Below are 16,163 nucleotides of genomic sequence, written 5' to 3' on the forward strand. Positions count from 1 at the left end.
ATCGGTAGCCAAGGCGCGACACGGGCCACTCCGGGCCTGTTATACCCGGAATAGCGATTCAGACGATGGAGATGGGGGGGCGCGGGCCGGCGGCGGTCGTGGCCCCTGAGTGACCAGGCATTGCCGACCGACAAAAGCAGGGAAGGGGGCCAGGCCCGGTTGGGCCAGTGGTGACTGGGCAGAAGGCGGCAGATCAAGCGCAAGACCGCCAAAGCAGCAATCGTGACAGTCATGCGCCTGCATCGCTTTGAGCGGCGCTCCTGCCAGATCGGCGATTGGGCTCGCAGGCTTGCCGTTCACACTGCAAAAATCCTGCATCAGCAGGTTATCCAGCGTAGAAGGATTGGCGCGCGCTATGCCAAGAACATTGAAAATCAGGGCAAATAGCGCGCAATAGACAGCAAGTTGGCGGCTGATGCGAGCAGACATGCGGCAATTATCCGGCTGTACCCGTTGGACAGGCAAGCGTACCGGCATGACTTGTTCGACAGCTTTTATGGCCTGGCAAGGGAGTATTTAGCTAAACAGCTGATAAAAATGCACAAATTTTCAGGATAATGCACAAGCAAACAACTCATTTGTCATGAAAAAGTGTGACGAAAGTGTTTGCACCCCCTGATTTCTATGTTACTGTGCGCGCCGCTTCGCCACCGTGGCGAGCATTTCAACCGCTTTACCTGACTTAATATCGGAGAACCCAAGTGCCCCGCACCTTCGCCATCACCGCTTGATGCCGACGACACCTGCACACGCAGAGTGCCGATGGCGCGCCCGCGCGATCCTCTGCTGTGCATGCGAGAAACCTGGGTACTTACACTCCGCCTGATTTTTCCCCTGCCATTTCCGATCCCGCCCCCGTCGTTTGACGTTTGAATGGTGCGCCTGCGTCGTTGGCTCCGATACTTTCCATCTGGAGACCAAAATGACTCTGAATTCCAATATCGGGCTGCATAGCCTTGATCTGATCAAATATCCACGCACGCCACACCTTGAGGGCTCTCGTCTGCAAGCTGGCGACGAAGGCCATGGCCATATCCCGTATTCGGCGCTGGCTGGCCGTTACATCGTGGTCGAAGAAAAACTGGATGGGGGCAACGCAGGCCTCAGCTTTTCAGAAGGGGGCGAGCTATTGCTGCAAAGTCGTGGCCACTATCTGAGTGGCGGTGGCCGAGAGCGCCAGTTCAATCTGTTCAAACGCTGGGCGAGTGCGCATGAGCAAGCGCTATTGCAGGTGCTTGAAGACCGCTATTTGATGTTTGGTGAGTGGCTACACAAAAAGCACTCGGTGTTTTACGACCAGCTGCCGCACTACTTTTGTGAGTTTGATATCTGGGACCGTCAGACCGGCGTGTTCCTCTCCACCGAACGGCGCCAATCCTTGCTGGCGGCGAGTCCGGTACTGCCGGTTCCGGTTTTATACGCAGGGGTCGCCCCGCGCAAACTGGGCGACCTGTTGGCCATGCTGGCGCCATCGCTAGCCAAATCAGCGCAGTGGCGGCAACGCTTCGCACAGACGATTGCTACAGAAAGGCTGGACCTGGATCGTGCCTGGCAGCAGACCGACAAGTCCGATCTGTCGGAAGGGCTCTATATCAAGGTGGAGGAGGGTGGGGCGACGACCGGGCGTTATAAGTGGGTCCGGCCAGATTTTGTGCAGGCGATCCTCGATGCGGGTCGTCATCACGCCGAGCAACCCTTCGTACCCAACCTGCTGGCGGCAGGCTGCGATATTTTCGCGCCGCAACTGACGCATCAATGGCCATCCAGCAAGGGCTGATGGGGGAAATCATGAATTATTCCAATACCTTGCCATTACTGCTGACGCCAGAAAACCTGGCCAGCCTCAATCACCCCCTGCCGTTGCGAGGCCCGGACTACGCAGGGTTGCAACGTCTGGTACCTGGCGCCGGCCAGTCTGTGGACTGGCAACGGATCTTGCAGCAGTTGCCCTGCTTGAATGCTTTGCAACGGACTCCGCAAGATCCGCACTACCATGCCGAAGGCGATGTCTGGACTCACACTCAAATGGTGGTGGAAGCGATGCAGGATCTCGAAGACTACCGGCAAGCCGATGCCAGCCGGCAGTTCGTGCTGTTCTTTGCCGCCTTGCTGCACGACATTGCCAAACCTGCCACTACCCGAGTGGACCCGGTAAGTGGCCGCATCGGTCAGCCGGGCCATTCCGCTCGGGGCGCTGTCGATGCGCGGGTGCTGCTATGGCGTAGTGGTGTACCGTTTGATTTGCGGGAATCAATCTGCCGGCTGATTGCCGTACACCAGCTGCCTTTTTACGCCTTGCGGGGCAACCGGAATGGCGATTCTGCGGAGTTCATTGTGCGCAAGCTGTCGCACGAGGTTGATCTGATTGAACTTGCTGCGCTGGCAGAAGCGGATATGCGCGGCCGGCATTGCCCGGATGCCGCCGAGATATTGGTAGACATCGAACTTTTTCGCGAACTGGCCAAGGAGGAAGGCTGCTATGGCCAACCCAGAGCCTTTGCGGATGCGTTTACCCGCCAGCGTTATTTCAATGGCGACGACGTTCACCCGGACTATGTGTACCACTGTGATCCTGGATCAACGGTAACGGTGTTATGTGGTTTGCCGGCGACGGGTAAAAGTAGCTGGATTGCGCAGCAATGTGCGGATCTACCGTGTGTCGGCTTCGATGATGCGCGCGCGGCCCTCAAGCTGCGTCATGGTGAAAACGACGGCATGGCGGCTCACTTTGCCATTGATCAGGCCAAAGCCTATTTGCGCCGTAAACAGGCGTTTGTCTGGAATGCCACCCATCTTTCCCGGCAGATGCGTAGTAAAACGCTGGACTTGCTGTTTGCCTATGGCGCCTCGGTGGAGGTGGTGTATCTGGAAGCCTCGGAAGCAGAGATCATGCGCCGCAACCGCAACCGGGATACGACGCTGACCAATGCTGGTATCGAGCGGATGTTGCATCGCTGGGAGGTTGTCCTGCCAAGCGAAGCGCATCGGGTGCGCTATCTGATTCAGTCTTGAAGGGCTTCTAACGTCTACCGAGCAGAGCCTTGAGGGGGTTTCAAGGTTCTGCCAGCAGGTGGCGGATGGCCAGGTCGATCTGTGAAGCCACCTGACCATTGGCTTCCATCTGCTGCTGGACGCGATCAACCAGCAAGTGAAACTCCGGATCGTTGATCAGCTCTTCGCCCAGTTCCGTCAACAATAGCGATTCGAGAAACACCCGGAAAGCCTTGCGTCCACGGTCCGGGTCATCCTTGGAGATGGCTCGCACCCGGCGCGCCATGGTGGTTTGCAAGCCTGCCGGCGCAACACGTTCATGCTGCGGAGTGCGCAGCATGGTGGCGCGCCGGGGAGGGCGGTTTTCCGGGCTTCCAACCGCACTCACCATTTCCTGGCGAATGGCGGCAACGATCTGCTGAATCGGGCTGATGGTCATGGCAGCGTCCAGACGATGGGCGGATTGGCCGAATTACTGCAATTGGGAACCACGATAAGCGGTCAACAGCACATGAGCATCCGAGTCGGTCTCTTCAGCTTCTTCCGTCTGAGCGTTGCCCTCTGTCGTAGCCTGACCATCGGCCGGCGGCACTTCATTGCGCAGGCGATCAATCTCGCCCAGAACCATCTGCATATCCCGATTCAGCGGCAAGACCGTGGCGTTGAGTGCGATGCCGCGCTGTAGCGCAGCCGTTGCCAGATCGTATTCGCCACGCACCATGGCAAGCAAACCTACTGCAAACAAGCGTAGCGGCTCTTCTTCAGGCAGCTCATCAAACGGCGTCCAGGTCTGCGCCGCTTGCTGCGGCCGACCGGACGTCAGCTGCATCAAACCCAGCTGAAAACGGCAGACGCCCATATTGGGAGCAAGCTCGATAGCACGGGTCATACATTGCTCGGCTTCCTCGTAGCGCCGGGCCTCAGCATATTCAGCCCCCAGCAGCCACAGGCCGACAGGATGGCCGCCACCGACGGCTGCTGCCTGTTCCAGCAAGCGCGTCGCTTCGGCAGTATCACCCCGCGCACTGGCGGCTTGGGAGGCTTGAATCAAGGCATCGGCTTGCGAAGCAAGGTCGGAATGGTCGGTCATGGCGAGATACTCAGATGCGGGAAAACGGCGGACTGTGACACGCAGGAGCGATACTGGTCAACGTTATTGATCAAGATGACTCTGGCGAGATTTTACAGTGATGCGCCGTCATAGACCTCGAAAGGCAAGGCACAAGAATCCACGCCCTCAACACAGCCGAGATTGATGCGATAGTGGCCGGGTTTGCGCATGGTCTGATGAAAGGGATAGATGCCACAGTGTTTGCAGAAGTGGTGATGTGCCTTGCCAGTGCCAAAATGGTAAGTGGCGAGTGCATCGTTGGCGGCGTCAATGGCGAGGTCTTCCGCTGCAACCGTAAATGCCGACATAAGGGCACCTTTGCGTCGACAGATGGAGCAATTGCAACGCAGCCCCTTATCAATGGCCGCAGCCCGAAACGTGAATCGAATAGCGCCGCAATGGCAGCTGCCGGTAAATTCCTGCATGGTGCATCCTTTGCTGTGTTTGGGATGTTTGATTGTAGAGGTTGAATGAAAGGTATCGGATGCCATACAGATCTTCCGGCATGACGCTCGCTCTGGCATTGATGAGCACCGCAGCGCTGGCGCAACCCACCTGCGTTCCGCCAGACCCTCGGTTTCATCTGTTCCTGCAAAAGTTTCAGGATCAGCCCGGTTTTCAGCGCAATCGCGTGCAAGATCCTTTACTGGTCGAGGAATGGGATAGCGAAGCGTCCAGGCGTAGTGCGCTGTCCAAGACTGCGCTACATGCGCAGACCCAGCCGCTGATCCTGCCTCGGGCACAGATCAACCCGAATCATCCCGACCCAGAGATGCGCAGCCAGCAGACTATCGAGAAGCAGAATGCGCAACGGTATCGAGTGATTCAAAGCTCGGTTGATAACGATATCTGGCAGAAAGAATACCGTTTTGAGCGAATCAAAGGTTGCTGGATGCTGGTATCTATAAGGCAAGGCGGTATGTAGTTTGTTAACGGTTAAGCCTGCCCATTTAAAGCTCATTCTGAGAAGGGCACCCTTAACATCTATCAATCCCATGATAACTGTGATTATCATCGTTTTGATATATAGTAAGGAAAAGCAGCTTTTACCTATTGTATTGGCCTGCGACGTTTTCGAATTGTTCGCTGCATGAATCGTTTACTCATGCGCAGCGCCTGCGTTTTTCACGCCAGCCAATCAACCTTCAAACAAAGAACTTCCCATCTGCCATGAACACCGAGATCCCGATTGCGCCACTTGAATACTTATTGCCGCTGCCCGCCACGCTGGACGGTTCTGCAGGCACCAATCGTTTACAAGGTCAGCGGCAAATTGATGCCAATGACGATATTTCTGCCATCAAAGCCTGGCTGGATGAGTTTGTCCCGCAGTCACCAACCTGGCGGGCTTACCGCAAAGAAGCCGAACGTTTGTTGCTATGGGCCGTTATTGAGCGCGCCATTCCGCTGTCATCACTGACTCGGGATGATTTCGATCGCTATGAAGCATTTCTCGATAATCCGCCAACCGACTGGCGGGCATCCAGATCAGTCCGACGCGACGATCCGGCCTGGCGACCTTTTGAAGGCCCGCTGGCGCCGGCATCGAAGCGCCATGCACTGGTAGCCCTCAATGCCTTGTTCAGCTGGCTGGTTGTAGCGCGCTATCTATCGGGCAATCCCTTGGCACTGTTTCGCGGCAAGGGTCGCCTTGCCGCGGCCAGCACCGTGCGCAAAACCCGCCGCGAAACCCAGTCGATTCTTGAAAAACGGCAAATGATCACCCGTTTTCTGCCACGCGAGACGTTTGACTGGTTGCTGGCCTATCTGAACCAGCTGCCCAACACCAACCAACGCGAAATCGCAAGGAAGGAACGCGCCCTGTTTGCCATCCCCTTTCTGCAGCAGACCGGCTTGCGCCTGTCGGAATTCTGCATGGCGCAAATGGGCGATGTTCGCAAAGACCGCAATGGCTGGTGGATTCATATCCTCGGTAAAGGCACGCGCATTGATCAGGTTCCTCTGCCCGAAGAAGCCTTGTCCGCCTTGATCCGCTACCGGCTGCACTGGGGTTTATCTCCCCTGCCGCGCCACGGCGATAGCGAACCACTGATCTTCCGGCTGCATAGCACCGAGCCCCTGGAGCCAGGATCTTTCTATGAATGGCTGAAGGCCCTGTTTGCTGACGCCGGCCTGGCGGCGCATCTGGCAAACCAGACCGAACACGCTTCGATCCTTAATCAGGCATCCACTCACTGGCTGCGGCACACGGCCTTTTCCCATCAGGCCGATGCCGGGCTTGATCTACGCGTGATCCAGGCAAACGCCCGCCACAAAAGCATCGCCACCACCTCGCTGTATCTGCATGCCGGCGACGCCGAGCAGCACTTTCAGACCACCGCCAAACACCGCCTGACCGGTGACGCCGAGGAGGAGGATGAAAAATAAGGCGCCCTCCGCAAAATCGGCGCCTTGCCAAAATCCCGAATCAGATCAATTTTCTAGCCTTGGCAATTTGCCTGAGGGCTATTGCTAAAACCCAATCCACGGCGGCGTTTCGATTGGCAATCTCAACCGGGCTTGCAAATCGTGTGCTATACCAAAATCGCCGCCGGACTGGATTGCAGAAGCTTCGCCCTATAGGCGCCCTACCCCGTATCCACTTGGCAAACAGACCGGCAGAGCATCAGGGAACCTGCGGAAAGCCCATGCGGGACGAAAAACCAGTAAGCCGGTTTTCCAGGTTCCCATTACAACCGGAAGGGAGTCGACCATGGACATATTTGCCAAATTCAGTTCTCGCTACGACCGAACCCGCGAAGAAGAAATGAGCCTCAAGGAATACCTTGAACTCTGCAAACGCGATAAGTCTGCCTATGCAACCGCGGCCGAAAGAATGCTGATGGCGGTTGGCGAACCGGAAATGATCGACACCCGGCACGACTCGCGGCTCTCACGCATATTCTCGAACAAAGTCATTCGTGTTTATCCCGCATTCCGTGAGTTTTACGGCATGGAAGAAGTCATCGAGCAAGTCGTGGCGTATTTCCGCCATGCCGCGCAAGGGCTCGAAGAAAAGAAACAGATTCTTTATCTGTTGGGTCCGGTTGGTGGGGGCAAATCCTCGATTGCCGAAAAGCTCAAAGAATTAATGGAGCATGTGCCGTTTTATGCCCTCAAAGGCTCGCCGGTGAATGAATCACCGCTTGGCCTGTTTAGCTATGATGAAGATGGGACAATACTGGAAGAAGAGTATGGCATTCCCAGTCGCTATTTAAAAATCATCCCCTCCCCTTGGGCGGTAAAGCGGTTGAGCGAATACAATGGAGACATTAACCAATTCCGCGTCGTGCGCCGTTACCCATCACAATTGAAACAAATTGCCGTGGCGAAAACCGAGCCCGGCGATGAAAATAATCAGGATATATCCGCGCTGGTGGGTAAGGTCGATATCCGCAAACTGGAAAAATATGCCCAGGATGATCCGGATGCCTACAGCTATTCCGGGGGGTTATGCCTTGCCAATCAAGGCCTGCTTGAATTTGTGGAAATGTTCAAGGCCCCTATCAAGGTTTTACACCCCTTGCTGACGGCCACTCAGGAAGGCAACTTCAAAGGTACCGAAGGTTTTGGCGCAATTCCTTACGAGGGGATCATTCTTGCCCACTCGAATGAATCAGAATGGAAACAATTCAAGAACAATAAGAATAACGAAGCGTTTCTAGACCGGATCTATATCGTCAAGGTACCGTATTGCCTGCGCGTTTCGGAAGAGATCAAGATTTACGACAAGCTCATTCGCAATTCCTCTCTGCAATCAGCGCCTTGCGCACCCGGAACCCTGAAAATGATGGCGCAGTTCTCAGTGCTGTCTCGCGTCAAGGAACCGGAGAATTCCAGCATCTATTCAAAAATGCTGGTTTACGACGGTGACAATCTGAAAGATACCGATCCCAAGGCCAAGTCGATTCAGGAATATCGCGATTATGCGGGCGTAGATGAAGGCATGACCGGTCTTTCAACCCGTTTTGCCTTCAAGATTCTTTCGAAGGTATTCAACTTCGATCACAGCGAAGTCGCCGCCAACCCCGTCCATTTACTGTATGTGCTGGAGCAGCAGATCGAGCGCGAGCAATATGCGCCAGAGCTGGAGCAGAAATATCTGGCATATATCAAGGAATACCTGGCCGCGCGTTATGTTGAATTTATCGGCAAGGAAATTCAGACTGCTTATCTCGAATCTTATTCTGAATATGGTCAGAACATTTTCGACCGTTATGTCACCTTTGCGGACTTCTGGATTCAAGATCAGGAATATCGGGACCAGGATACCGGTGAAAGTTTCGACCGGAATTCGCTGAACAACGAGTTGGAAAAGATCGAAAAACCTGCCGGTATTTCCAATCCGAAAGACTTCCGCAACGAAATCGTTAATTTTGTATTGCGAGCCCGTGCCAATAACAATGGCAAAAACCCGGTCTGGACCAGTTATGAAAAACTGCGGATGGTGATCGAGAAGAAGATGTTCTCGAATACCGAAGAATTGCTGCCGGTGATTTCATTCAATGCCAAAGCCAGTGCCGAAGAAGCCCGCAAACACGAAGACTTTGTGAATCGCATGGTGGCCAAAGGCTATACAGCCAAGCAAGTCCGCTTGTTGTGCGAGTGGTATTTGCGCGTCAGGAAATCGTCGTAATCCGGTCCGGGCCTGGTAAATAACCGGGCCCGGTTTAACCACCATTACGATGAGAGCCGGCGAAAATATCTGACCCGGCCAGTAGGGAGCGATCATGGTCCAAGTCATCGACCGCCGCCTGAACGGCAAAAACAAATCGGCCATTAATCGCGAACGGTTTTTGCGTCGATTCAAGGATCAAGTCAAACAAGCGGTAACCAAGGCCGTGAAAGGCCGCAGCATTACCGACATTGATAATGGCGAAAAAGTCTCGATTCCGGTCAGGGATGTTTCCGAACCGGTATTTGGCCATTCCCATGGCGGTGTATGGGAAACAGTTCATCCGGGTAATCAGGATTATATAAAGGGTGATTCGATCGACCGGCCACCTCCGGGTGGTGGTGGCGGCGGTGGTGGTAAAGCCTCGAATGAGGGCGAAGGCGAAGATGATTTCGTTTTTGAATTATCACGCGAGGAATTCCTGAATTTCTTTTTTGATGATCTCGAACTGCCCAATCTGGTAAAAACCCAGCTGACCGCGACCGAAGCCTTCAAGAATGTACGTGCCGGGTTTACTGCCGATGGCACGCCTTCGAATATTCACATTGTCCGCTCATTGAAAGGGGCATTGGGGCGACGTATTGCGCTTTCTGCCGAGCCCATGTCGCGATTGAATGAGTTACAGGAAGAATTGGATATTCTTCTGGAAGAGCATGATGAAAATTCGCCGGAAGTCATGCATATCCGCGAGGAAATCCGGCATTTAAAGTCGCGTATCATCAGTATTCCCTTTATCGACCCATTCGATCTGCGCTATTCCAATCGCGTCAAGATTCCAAGGCCGACGACTCAGGCGGTCATGTTTTGTGTGATGGATGTATCAGGCTCGATGGATGAAAATAAAAAGGATATTGCCAAGCGCTTCTTTATTCTGCTGTATCTGTTTCTAACCCGGAATTACGAGAAAATAGAAGTGGTCTTTGTGCGGCACCACACACAGGCGGCCGAAGTGAATGAGCATGAATTTTTTCATGCCCGTGATACCGGTGGAACGGTGGTTTCATCAGCGCTGAAGCTGACCAGTAAAATCATTACCGAGCGTTTTCCAACAGAGGATTGGAATATCTATATTGCACAGGCATCTGATGGCGATAACTGGGATAGCGATTCGGCGCAGTGCCGGGAAATCCTAACCAAGGAAATCATGCCGCTGGTGCAATATTATGCCTATATCGAAATCACCGAAGGTGAACCACAAAACCTTTGGTATGAGTATGAGAAAATCCATGCTACGCATGCCCACTTTGCCATGAAGAAAATACAGACGCCGGCGGATATTTACCCGGTGTTCCGAGACCTTTTCAAGAAAAGCGCGGTGACAGCATGAGCCAGATCATTGCCCCCTCTACCGAAGCGGCGCCCAAACGACGGTCCCGCAAGAAAAAGCCCATTTCGACGGGGTCGGAATGGACGTTTGAACTCGTTGAGCGTTATCACAAGGAAATTGCCAGAATTGCTGCCGATTTCAAGCTGGATACTTATCCAAATCAGCTGGAGATCATTACTGCCGAACAGATGATGGATGCTTATGCCTCGGTAGGCATGCCAGTGAATTATCAGCATTGGAGTTATGGCAAGCATTTCATGTCTACCGAGAAAAATTATAAGCGCGGCCAAATGGGTCTCGCTTATGAAATCGTGATTAACTCCAACCCTTGCATTGCTTATTTGATGGAGGAAAATTCCATTACGATGCAGGCGCTGGTGATTGCCCATGCGGCATTTGGCCATAATTCTTTTTTCAAAGGGAATTACCTTTTCCGCACCTGGACCGATGCTTCAGGAATCATTGATTACCTGGTATTTGCCAAGAATTATATTTCTGAATGTGAGCAGCGTTACGGGGTGGATACGGTCGAGCTTTTGCTGGATTCCTGCCACGCGCTGATGAATTACGGGGTGGACCGTTATAAGCGCCCTGCTAAATTATCGCTGGATCAGGAAAAAGCCCGTCAAGCAGAGCGGGAAGCTTATTTGCAATCGCAGGTGAATGATTTATGGCGCACCCTGCCCCGCCGGCCTGAAGAAGAGGAAAAGCTGGAGGTGCGGCGCTTTCCTGATGAACCGCAGGAAAATATCCTGTACTTCATCGAGAAATTTGCGCCATTACTGGAGCCCTGGCAGAGAGAAATCGTGCGGATTGTGCGCAAGATTGCCCAGTATTTTTATCCGCAACGTCAAACTCAGGTCATGAATGAAGGCTGGGCGACGTTCTGGCATTACACCATTCTTAACCGGCTCTACGATGAAGGATTGGTCACCGACGGATTTATGCTGGAGTTTCTGCAATCGCATACCAATGTGGTCTATCAGCCCCCGGTCACGGCGCGCTGGTATAACGGCATTAATCCCTATGCGTTGGGTTTTGCCATGATGAGCGATATCCGGCGGATTTGCGAACACCCGACTGATGAGGATAAAGAATGGTTTCCCGATCTGGCGGGCTCTGACTGGCTGAAATCACTTGATTTTGCCATGCGTAATTTCAAGGATGAAAGTTTTATTTCGCAGTATCTTTCACCAAAAATGATTCGGGATTTCAAGCTGTTTTCGATTCTTGACGATGATCATGAATCCAAATTGAAAGTCTCTGCCATTCATGATGAAGACGGTTATCGCTTGATCAGGCATAAGCTCGCGAATCAATATAATCTTTCTTATCGGGAGCCGAATATTCAGGTGTATGAAGTTAATACGCGAGGAGACCGGTCGATGACTTTGCGGCATTTTCAGCATAATCGCCGGCCATTGGCAAATACCGTACACGAGGTATTAAAGCATGTCGCCCGCTTGTGGGGTTTTTCGGTCCGGCTTGAATCGGTTGATGAATCAGGGCGAGTGATTCTGACTTATGAGTGCAAAGTAGAAAAGCGGCATGGCTTTTAGCTGGGCTTCTTTACCAGCAATATCCGGGCGGCATCCAGCAACAAAACGGGATGCCGCTTTGTTTATGTTGAATGGGTATTTTGATTGCATTCCCGCTATCTACAGGGCTTCTGGTAAATTAGCGCCACTACCGGTTTGCATTGTGCAGCCGGTCTTTGTAAAACAAGGTTCAGCGCCCATTACATTATTAATTGATAAGCAGTTGTTTTAATTGGCGGTAATGTGTGTTTAATCGAACCGACGAGAAGAGAGATGATTGATATGAATCCACGCCTGATCAGCAGCTTGACTGCTTGTGCGCTGGGCCTGAGCAGCCTGGTTCCATTCACCGCCCATGCCGCACCCGGCCAAGCGCCAAAGCGGGTGCTGATTGCGGTTTTTGACCAGATGCGGCCGGAATATGTCGAGCAATTCGGCATGGAGAATCTCAAACGCCTGCGTGATAGTGGCGTGCATTTTTCTCAGGGCTATTTGGGCCATACCACCTCTGAAACCGTCGTCAGTCACAATGTGATGGTTAGCGGCCAGTTTCCCAAAAACATGGGCTGGCAGGATGAGGCATTCCGCGACACCCGCAATCTGCTGGGTAAGGGCAAGAATGTGATGTGGTCTACAGGGGGCATGACCCGAGACCAATTCACCACGCTGATCAAGGATGCAAATTACCCGAAGCTGGCCGACTACCTGCATAAAGCTCAGCCGGGAACCAAATTCATCGCCGTCGGGCAGAAGGATTACGCCGTTGAATCGCTGGCGGCGCCGTCTGCAGATATCGCCGTGCGCATGTCTGACCGCATGAAGGACGTCAGCAAGGAAACCGGTTGTGAAAACCTCAAGGGCCAATGGCGCAGCCCTGCTGGTGTAGGCGTGCCGACTTATCTGACTGAGCCGCGCTGTGGCCGGTTTTATGTCAACTCGGATAAAGGCAATGACTATGGCACCAAGGCCGGCGAACCCAGCTGGCTTTACCCGCTCGATGGCAATCGCTTTGTACCCGGTGAAGATCCCGAGCATCTGGGCGGCGATGCCTGGGTTGCCGATGCTGCCATGCTGATGGCTGAAAAGGAAAAGTGGAGCGGCATGCTGGTGACTTTCGGCGGCATCGACAAGGCCGGCCATATGTGGGGGCCTGGCCAACCCACAGGGCAAGCTGCCGACCCGGCTGCCCGTACTCAGCTGCCCTTCATCGCCAAGCATGCCGATGAGCAGTTTGGCCGTCTTATTGAAAAGCTGAAGGCGCTGGGCCAACTTGACGAAACCCTGATCGTCATCACCGCCGATCATGGCGGCGTCAATGGCTGGCATGGTTTCCAGGGTGCCAATGCGGCAGGTGCCAGTGATTACAACTGGTATTACGGCGAGGCCGCCAATGCGACAGGGCTTGATAAGCCGGTTCCGGCCATCAAACCCCTGATCGACACCGGCAATGTGTTGTTCAACTACCAATCGACTACTGTCAATACCTGGCTCAAAGACAACAGCCCGGCCAAGCGGAAGGAAATGGCCCTGGTCATGCGCACTTTGCCGGGTGTGGTTGCCACCTATTACCGTGACGGCAAGCGTTATGTGCTGGATACCGCTACCGAGACTTCCGCCAAAATGACCCCTGCCGAGTACACCTGGTGGAAAAAGCACGGCCAGGAACTGATGGATACCATGGCCGCTGACAGCAGTGCCGACGTCGTGGGCATTCTGGCTTCGGGCACGACCTACTCGGTTTGCGGTGATCACGGTGGGCCCAAGGAGCAGGAACAGCGTATCCCGATGTTCGTCTGGGCCAGCAACATCAAACAGGAAGTGTCAGAACATGGCTTCCGTTCTGTGGATATCCTGCCTACGGTACTCAAGGCCATGAATATCAAACAGACACATAAAACCGATGGAAAACCTTACGCTTTGAAATTTGGCAAGCGTAGCTGATCTTTTCTGTGCCAACCTGCAAGCGGCGTCCAGATGGGCGCCGCTTTTTGTTTTTCCATGTCTTGTTTCACACCGTTGTTCGGCACTATTCACACGGATTTTTATGACGTCAGCTTTTCCGCTAAAGTAAGCCACTTTGGCAACGAGGTTTGCCTGCCGCTCAAAGGAGACCGCATGAAACACCTGGGTTTGATCATTTCCCTCTGCCTTGCCAGCGTGCCAGCTCTGGCGGGAGATAAAATCTATGTTCACAGCAGCAACCAGATTGCGCTGGTGGATATGGAAACCAAGCAAAGCACCGCTTTGGCCAGCCCGACGCTGGACGGAAGCATGACGGATATGGCAACCGATGCCAGCGGCAACCTCTATCTATTGACGTTCAACGCCCTCTATCGCTACGACCTGAGCACTCAGAAAGCGACCAAGATCGGCAACCATGGCATCACCGGCGCCAATGCGCTGGCCTTTGACAGTAATGGCCGACTGCTGGCGGCTTCGTTCAGCAACACCAATCTCTATCAGATCGACCCGACAACGGCACAATCAAGCACGGTCGGGAGCCTGCCAGTTGCATCGGCGGGCGATCTGGCGCTGATGAATGGCCGTTTATTGCTGGCTGGCAGCAACGACACGCTGGGCCTGATCAATCTGCGGTCCGGGACTTCCAGCATCAAAGGCAGCTTTGGCCTGGCGACCTCGGTTTTCGGGCTGGCAACCAGTGACAGCAACATTTTGTATGGCGGCGCCAACTCCAAGCTATTCAAGGTGGACCCCTCGAATGGCGCCGTCAGCTACCTGTTTGATATGCCCAGCTCCTTCGGCCAGATCAACGGCATGGCCAATTTCAAGGCTGCGGCAGGACGCGATGAAGATCGCATCATGAACTGGGCGGAAGATCATTATGGTTCCCTGTTTGCGCCGGCCTTCTCGGCATCGCGCCGGCTTGGGGACTACTACTACCGCTACTACGCTGATACCGGCAGCATGCTGGCATTCAAGGGTGACCGGATTTTCTACTACACCGTTGGCTCCGCCGCACCAGCAGATCTGGGCTTGATGTCCAACTTCCTGCCCATGGCTGCGGCAGCGGGGTATTAGGCGCTGTTGAGTTGTCCTTCAAGACGGCCAGCCATCCCAGGCTGGCCGTTTGCTTTTTGCCTGCCATTCATGCGCTTATCCGGTTAAGGGTGTGTCAGTCCGGATGCAATCATCTATACCTAAGTTGCCAATTGCCACTACACCCCCTCTGGCAAGGTGGCATTTGCCGAAGTCAAAGCCGCAGCAGGCCACATTCACTCATCTACCCAGGGTGGACAAACTTATGCACAGGACTGACAACCTTACTCCTCGCAGCATAGGGCTGGGTCTGTTGCTCGGTTTATGCATCGGAGGCACTGCACAGGCGAATGATGACGAAAAACCGATGTTTACCTTCGCCAGTTACGGCACGCTGGCGCTGACGTATTCAAGCGAGGATAAAGCGGAATACAACAGCAGCCTGCTGAGCTCTGGCGGCGTCGGCGATTCGCAAAGCTGGGGTGGCGAGGTCGATAGCCGGATCGGCGCGCAATTGACCAGCAATCTCGGCAACGACTTTTCAGCGGTGGTGCAACTGGTGTTCGAGCGCCGTTACGACAGCTCCTGGCAACCTACTGTCGAGTGGGCCAACGTCAAATATCAGCTCAATCCAGACTTCAAGCTCCGACTTGGGCGTATTGCCTTGCCCAATTTCCTTGATGCGGACTATCGCAAGGTTGCCTATGCCACGCCATGGGTCCGCATGCCGGTTGAACTGAATAATCTGGTGCCGATTACCAATAGCGACGGGCTGGATCTGAATTACCGCCAGCGCTGGGGGGAAGTACAAAACACCATTCAGGCCGCTGTGGGCACGGCCAAAATCCGCTATCCAGGCAATGGGCACGCCAATGTCTCGGCTATTCGCGCCATCTCGGACACACTGGAATATGGCAACTTCAAACTTCGGCTGAGTTATTCACGCGCCAATCTGGATCTGGATCTGGCGGATGATTTGTGGAACGGCTTTCGACAGTTCGGGCCGCCCGGCACTGCCATCGCCGATCGCTATTCCGGCCACAACAAGCGCGTCCGCTTTTATGGCATTGGCGCCAATTACGACCCGGGAAACTGGTTTGCAACCGCAGAATATGGCCGGACCACACCAAACAACTTTCTGGGTGATCGGACTGGCTGGTATGTCGGCGGTGGCGTGCGGCTCAATGCCTGGACGCCTTATGCCACGATTGCAGGCAGCTCTGTGCTCAGCGCCACCAGCGACCCTGGCCTCGATACGCGCAGGCTTCCTCCTAACGCGGCGGCCGTCGCCAATGTCCTGAATGATTCCTTGAACTATCTGCTGCAGTCGCGCGGCCCGCAGCGCACGTATTCACTCGGGCTTCGTTACGACCTTAGCCGCAATACCGATCTGAAATTCCAGATAGACCGTGTGGTGTTACCCAATAACTCGGCTGGCTATTTGTGGAATCGCCGCGATGACTACGTTCCGGGGCGTGCCTATCATGTTCTGACTTTTTCCCTCGACTTCACCTACTGAGGGGG

Annotated in this window: 15 protein-coding genes; 11 read left to right on the top strand and 4 right to left on the bottom strand. The window is 54.1% G+C overall.

The genetic code is table 11. The features are described 5' to 3' along the window. Positions 1-39: 39 nt before the first annotated feature. Positions 40-429 (bottom strand): DUF2946 family protein, encoded by a 390-nt coding sequence (locus PZA18_RS17680; RefSeq protein WP_284102202.1) that lies wholly within the window; start codon positions 427-429, stop codon positions 40-42. A gap of 493 nt (positions 430-922) precedes the next feature. Between PZA18_RS17680 and PZA18_RS17685 the strand changes: the two genes are divergently transcribed. Further along, on the top strand, positions 923-1,777 hold the full coding sequence (locus tag PZA18_RS17685) for an RNA ligase family protein (RefSeq protein WP_284102203.1): 855 nt from the start codon (positions 923-925) through the stop codon (positions 1,775-1,777). 11 nt (positions 1,778-1,788) lie between these two features. Then, a complete protein-coding gene (locus tag PZA18_RS17690; RefSeq protein ID WP_284102204.1) occupies positions 1,789-3,012 on the top strand; it encodes an AAA family ATPase in 1,224 nt (407 codons plus the stop codon). Positions 3,013-3,052: 40 nt separating this feature from the next. On the opposite strand, the gene PZA18_RS17695 is transcribed toward PZA18_RS17690, so the two are convergent. The 3 genes from PZA18_RS17695 to PZA18_RS17705 all read right to left on the bottom strand — a co-directional run bounded on the left by PZA18_RS17695 (position 3,053) and on the right by PZA18_RS17705 (position 4,626). Then, complete coding sequence (locus PZA18_RS17695) at positions 3,053-3,430, bottom strand: hypothetical protein (protein WP_284102205.1); 378 nt, start codon at positions 3,428-3,430, stop codon at positions 3,053-3,055. Positions 3,431-3,463: 33 nt separating this feature from the next. Continuing rightward, positions 3,464-4,081, bottom strand: a complete 618-nt coding sequence (locus PZA18_RS17700) for a tetratricopeptide repeat protein (protein WP_284102206.1) — start codon at positions 4,079-4,081, stop codon at positions 3,464-3,466. A 92-nt stretch (positions 4,082-4,173) separates the two neighbouring features. Beyond that, a complete protein-coding gene (locus PZA18_RS17705; protein ID WP_308447419.1) occupies positions 4,174-4,626 on the bottom strand; it encodes a GFA family protein in 453 nt (150 codons plus the stop codon). Between PZA18_RS17705 and PZA18_RS17710 the strand changes: the two genes are divergently transcribed. From PZA18_RS17710 to PZA18_RS17750, 9 genes are all read left to right on the top strand, one after another. Next, positions 4,587-5,027: a hypothetical protein gene (locus PZA18_RS17710; protein WP_284102208.1), complete on the top strand. Its 441-nt coding sequence runs from the start codon at positions 4,587-4,589 to the stop codon at positions 5,025-5,027. The two genes, PZA18_RS17705 and PZA18_RS17710, sit on opposite strands and share 40 nt — an antisense overlap. Positions 5,028-5,272: 245 nt before the next feature. After that, a complete protein-coding gene (locus tag PZA18_RS17715) occupies positions 5,273-6,490 on the top strand; it encodes a tyrosine-type recombinase/integrase (protein WP_284102209.1) in 1,218 nt (405 codons plus the stop codon). Positions 6,491-6,815: 325 nt separating this feature from the next. Continuing rightward, positions 6,816-8,738 (top strand): PrkA family serine protein kinase, encoded by a 1,923-nt coding sequence (locus PZA18_RS17720; RefSeq protein WP_284102210.1) that lies wholly within the window; start codon positions 6,816-6,818, stop codon positions 8,736-8,738. A gap of 94 nt (positions 8,739-8,832) precedes the next feature. Next, positions 8,833-10,104 (top strand): YeaH/YhbH family protein, encoded by a 1,272-nt coding sequence (locus PZA18_RS17725; protein ID WP_284102211.1) that lies wholly within the window; start codon positions 8,833-8,835, stop codon positions 10,102-10,104. Continuing rightward, positions 10,101-11,663, top strand: coding sequence for a SpoVR family protein (locus PZA18_RS17730; protein ID WP_284102212.1), 1,563 nt, complete (start codon positions 10,101-10,103; stop codon positions 11,661-11,663). Before PZA18_RS17725 ends, PZA18_RS17730 begins: the two co-directional genes overlap by 4 nt. Next, on the top strand, positions 11,653-11,874 hold the full coding sequence (locus tag PZA18_RS17735; protein ID WP_284102213.1) for a hypothetical protein: 222 nt from the start codon (positions 11,653-11,655) through the stop codon (positions 11,872-11,874). The genes PZA18_RS17730 and PZA18_RS17735 overlap by 11 nt, the downstream gene beginning before the upstream one ends. 41 nt (positions 11,875-11,915) lie before the next feature. Beyond that, positions 11,916-13,583, top strand: a complete 1,668-nt coding sequence (locus tag PZA18_RS17740) for an alkaline phosphatase family protein (RefSeq protein WP_284102214.1) — start codon at positions 11,916-11,918, stop codon at positions 13,581-13,583. Between the two features lie 174 nt (positions 13,584-13,757). Further along, entirely contained in the window at positions 13,758-14,681 is a 924-nt protein-coding gene (locus tag PZA18_RS17745) for an NHL repeat-containing protein (RefSeq protein ID WP_284102215.1), read from the top strand. A 223-nt stretch (positions 14,682-14,904) separates the two neighbouring features. Continuing rightward, a complete protein-coding gene (locus PZA18_RS17750; protein ID WP_284102216.1) occupies positions 14,905-16,158 on the top strand; it encodes a porin in 1,254 nt (417 codons plus the stop codon). Positions 16,159-16,163: the final 5 nt, after the last annotated feature.

Source organism: Parachitinimonas caeni (assembly GCF_030129945.1).
GTDB lineage: Bacteria > Pseudomonadota > Gammaproteobacteria > Burkholderiales > Chitinimonadaceae > Parachitinimonas > Parachitinimonas caeni.

Bases quoted from the DNA above. Each gene is read 5' to 3' on its own strand.
- PZA18_RS17680 (WP_284102202.1), bottom strand. From the start codon at position 429: ATGTCTGCTCGCATCAGCCGCCAACTTGCTGTCTATTGCGCGCTATTT.
- PZA18_RS17685 (WP_284102203.1), top strand. From the start codon at position 923: ATGACTCTGAATTCCAATATCGGGCTGCATAGCCTTGATCTGATCAAA.
- PZA18_RS17690 (WP_284102204.1), top strand. From the start codon at position 1,789: ATGAATTATTCCAATACCTTGCCATTACTGCTGACGCCAGAAAACCTG.
- PZA18_RS17695 (WP_284102205.1), bottom strand. From the start codon at position 3,430: ATGACCATCAGCCCGATTCAGCAGATCGTTGCCGCCATTCGCCAGGAA.
- PZA18_RS17700 (WP_284102206.1), bottom strand. From the start codon at position 4,081: ATGACCGACCATTCCGACCTTGCTTCGCAAGCCGATGCCTTGATTCAA.
- PZA18_RS17710 (WP_284102208.1), top strand. From the start codon at position 4,587: ATGCCATACAGATCTTCCGGCATGACGCTCGCTCTGGCATTGATGAGC.
- PZA18_RS17705 (WP_308447419.1), bottom strand. From the start codon at position 4,626: ATGCCAGAGCGAGCGTCATGCCGGAAGATCTGTATGGCATCCGATACC.
- PZA18_RS17715 (WP_284102209.1), top strand. From the start codon at position 5,273: ATGAACACCGAGATCCCGATTGCGCCACTTGAATACTTATTGCCGCTG.
- PZA18_RS17720 (WP_284102210.1), top strand. From the start codon at position 6,816: ATGGACATATTTGCCAAATTCAGTTCTCGCTACGACCGAACCCGCGAA.
- PZA18_RS17725 (WP_284102211.1), top strand. From the start codon at position 8,833: ATGGTCCAAGTCATCGACCGCCGCCTGAACGGCAAAAACAAATCGGCC.
- PZA18_RS17730 (WP_284102212.1), top strand. From the start codon at position 10,101: ATGAGCCAGATCATTGCCCCCTCTACCGAAGCGGCGCCCAAACGACGG.
- PZA18_RS17735 (WP_284102213.1), top strand. From the start codon at position 11,653: ATGGCTTTTAGCTGGGCTTCTTTACCAGCAATATCCGGGCGGCATCCA.
- PZA18_RS17740 (WP_284102214.1), top strand. From the start codon at position 11,916: ATGATTGATATGAATCCACGCCTGATCAGCAGCTTGACTGCTTGTGCG.
- PZA18_RS17745 (WP_284102215.1), top strand. From the start codon at position 13,758: ATGAAACACCTGGGTTTGATCATTTCCCTCTGCCTTGCCAGCGTGCCA.
- PZA18_RS17750 (WP_284102216.1), top strand. From the start codon at position 14,905: ATGCACAGGACTGACAACCTTACTCCTCGCAGCATAGGGCTGGGTCTG.